Origin of the sequence: Streptomyces sp. NPDC047917 (assembly GCF_043204345.1) — a bacterium.
Lineage (GTDB): Bacteria > Actinomycetota > Actinomycetes > Streptomycetales > Streptomycetaceae > Streptomyces > Streptomyces sanglieri.
In genome coordinates this window covers 477,426-479,970 of the sequence record NZ_JBIDCA010000005.1, presented here as the reverse complement: position 1 = coordinate 479,970, position 2,545 = coordinate 477,426, and the positions used below count along the sequence as shown (strand labels likewise).

The 2,545-nt window shown below is 69.1% G+C and carries 2 protein-coding genes; one reads left to right on the top strand and one right to left on the bottom strand.

All coding sequences use genetic code 11. The features are described from left to right. Positions 1 to 176: 176 nt before the first annotated feature. Positions 177 to 1,586 (bottom strand): type I glutamate--ammonia ligase, encoded by a 1,410-nt coding sequence (glnA, locus tag ACGF8B_RS14945; protein WP_326765192.1) that lies wholly within the window; start codon positions 1,584 to 1,586, stop codon positions 177 to 179. 255 nt (positions 1,587 to 1,841) lie between these two features. Between glnA and ACGF8B_RS14940 the strand changes: the two genes are divergently transcribed. Beyond that, positions 1,842 to 2,309 (top strand): RDD family protein, encoded by a 468-nt coding sequence (locus tag ACGF8B_RS14940; RefSeq protein ID WP_392738133.1) that lies wholly within the window; start codon positions 1,842 to 1,844, stop codon positions 2,307 to 2,309. The last annotated feature ends 236 nt before the right edge of the window (positions 2,310 to 2,545 follow it).

The following is a 2,545-nucleotide window of genomic DNA, read 5'->3' as shown; positions in this document are numbered from 1 at the left end:
CAACCCCCCCCCGCCGGTGTTTCCCCCCCACCCATTGCGCCCCGCGGGGGGGGGCCCCCCCCCCCGGGGGGGGCCCCCCCCCCCCTCTCCGCTGTCTGTGAGATCAAGTTGCGCGATCGAGTCAGATGACCGGCTCGCTCACCCGTCCTCGCTCTCAGAGGTCGGGGACCCGCCTTTTAGAGGTCGAAGTACAGCTCGAACTCGTGCGGGTGCGGGCGCAGCTGGATCGGGGCGATCTCGTTGGTGCGCTTGTAGTCGATCCAGGTCTCGATCAGGTCGGACGTGAAGACGCCGCCGGCCTGGAGGTACTCGTTGTCCGCTTCCAGCGCGTCCAGGACGGCCGGGAGGGAGGTCGGGACCTGCTGGACGTTCGCGTGCTCCTCGGGAGCCAGCTCGTACAGGTCCTTGTCGATCGGCTCGGCGGGCTCGATCTTGTTCTTGATGCCGTCGAGGCCGGCCATCAGCAGCGCGGAGAAGGCCAGGTAAGGGTTGGACGACGGGTCCGGGGCGCGGAACTCGACGCGCTTGGCCTTCGGGTTGGAGCCCGTGATCGGGATGCGCATCGCGGCCGACCGGTTGCGCTGCGAGTACACCATGTTGACCGGGGCCTCGAAGCCGGGGACCAGGCGGTGGTAGGAGTTCACCGTCGGGTTGGTGAACGCCAGCAGCGACGGAGCGTGCTTGAGGATGCCGCCGATGTAGTAGCGGGCCATGTCCGACAGGCCCGCGTAACCCTGCTCGTCGTAGAACAGCGGGTCGCCGCCGGCCCACAGGGACTGGTGGACGTGCATGCCCGAGCCGTTGTCACCGAAGATCGGCTTCGGCATGAAGGTCGCGGTCTTGCCGTTGCGCCAGGCGACGTTCTTCACGATGTACTTGAAGAGCATCAGGTCGTCGGCCGCGGCGAGCAGCGTGTTGAACTTGTAGTTGATCTCGGCCTGGCCGGCGGTGCCGACCTCGTGGTGCTGGCGCTCGATCTGGAGGCCGCTGTTCTCCAGCTCAAGGGACATCTCGGCACGCAGATCGGCGAAGTGGTCGACCGGCGGGACCGGGAAGTAGCCGCCCTTGTAGCGGACCTTGTAGCCGCGGTTGTTCTCGACCGCACCGGTGTTCCAGGCGCCGGCCTCGGAGTCGATGTGGTAGAAGCTCTCGTTCGCCGACGTCTGGAAGCGGACGTTGTCGAAGACGTAGAACTCGGCCTCGGGGCCGAAGTACGCGGTGTCGGCGATGCCGGTGGAGGCGAGGTAGGCCTCGGCCTTCTTGGCCACGTTCCGCGGGTCACGGCTGTACTGCTCGCCGGTGATCGGGTCGTGGATGAAGAAGTTGATGTTGATGGTCTTGTCGCGCCGGAAGGGGTCGACACGGGCGGTCGACAGGTCCGCGCGCAGCGCCATGTCGGACTCGTGGATGGCCTGGAAGCCGCGGATCGACGAGCCGTCGAAGGCAAGCTCGTCGGCCGGGTCGAAGGTCGCCGCCGGGACGGTGACGTGCTGCATCACACCGGGCAGGTCACAGAACCGGACATCGATGAACTTGACGTCATTGTCGGCGATGTACTTCTTCGCGTCGTCGGCGTTCTGGAACATCCAACTCCTCCTACTCCCGGCCCGGGAGGGACGGGGTTGTAGCTCGTGGTGCGGCCAGTGCGGTGGCACACGCTGGACCCGACCATAGGCAGACCGGATTTCTCAAGCATGACCCATTTGTTTCGCAGAAGTTAACCGAGCCGGGTGTGACCGGCACCTCGTGGCCGGTTACGGGCCCGTCTCCCGGCTGCTCCGGGGGCCTGTGGCGGGCCCCCGCCCGGCAGCCCGCCCGGGCGGGCGCAGTACCGTGTTCGGGTGGACAACAGGCAAGCAATCGGATCGTGGCTCTCCGGACCGCGCGCGGCCGCCGAGGAGATGGGGGCCGACTTCGGCTACCGGGGCAAGCGGCTCGGCCTGCCCGAGAACGGGCCGGGTTCGGTGGCACCGCTCGGCCGGCGCTTCGGCGCGATCTTCATCGACTGGGCCCTGTGCCTGCTGATCGCATACGGGCTGTTCGCTCGCGGTGACCAGCAGGCGGCCGGCAACTGGGCGGTGGGCATCTTCCTCGTACTGAGCGTGCTCACCGTCGGGACCATCGGCTGTACGCCGGGCAAGCGAATCCTGGGCATCAGGGTCGTCGCCGAGAACGGTGGTCGGCTGGCGCTCGGGCGGGTGGTCGTCCGGAGCGTGCTGCTGTGCCTGGTGATCCCGGCCCTGGTCTGGGACCGTGACGGCCGCGGTCTGCACGACCGGCTGGCCCGCGCCGTTCAGGTCCGTATCTGAGGCGGAGCGCCACCGGAGGGCCACGCAGCCGTACCGGCGTCGGAAGACCTGCCTGGAGGGCATCCCCGGAGGACGTACCCGCAGGACATGCGCACCGGAAGGCGTGCGAACCTGCGGGCGTGCGAACCTGCGGGCGTACGAAGAGGCGGGGGGGGGGGAGAGGGGGGGGGGGGGGGGGGGGGGGGGGGGGGGCCCCCGCGGGCGCGGCCCCCCCCCCCGCGGCCCGGGCGACGGCC

Excerpts from the sequence above, each read along its gene's own strand:
- glnA (WP_326765192.1), bottom strand. The coding sequence starts at position 1,586 with ATGTTCCAGAACGCCGACGACGCGAAGAAGTACATCGCCGACAATGAC.